This window comes from Sphingobium sp. SG1 (genome assembly GCF_057063145.1).
On record NZ_JBVVOJ010000123.1, the window covers coordinates 1 to 229 of the forward strand.

Here is a 229-nt window from a genome sequence, read left to right on the forward strand (position 1 = left end):
GATCGTGCCATCGAGCGCCGTAACTATGTGATCGACCGGCTGGCCGAAAACGGCTGGATCAAGCCGGCCGATGCGGTCGCGGCCCGCAAGGAACCGCTCGTGGTGACGTCGCGCTCCAATGCAGCGCACATCTTCGCCGGCGAGTATTTCGCGGAAGAAGTCCGCCGCGATATCTTCGAGCGTTACGGCGAGAAGAAGCTCTATGAAGGCGGCCTCTCGGTGCGCACTT

The 229-nt window shown here is 62.4% G+C and carries 1 protein-coding gene; it reads left to right on the forward strand.

From position 1 onward, the window contains the following. On the forward strand, positions 1-229 hold a 229-nt coding region (locus AC0KVN_RS27800; RefSeq protein WP_483656899.1), incomplete at both ends, for a hypothetical protein.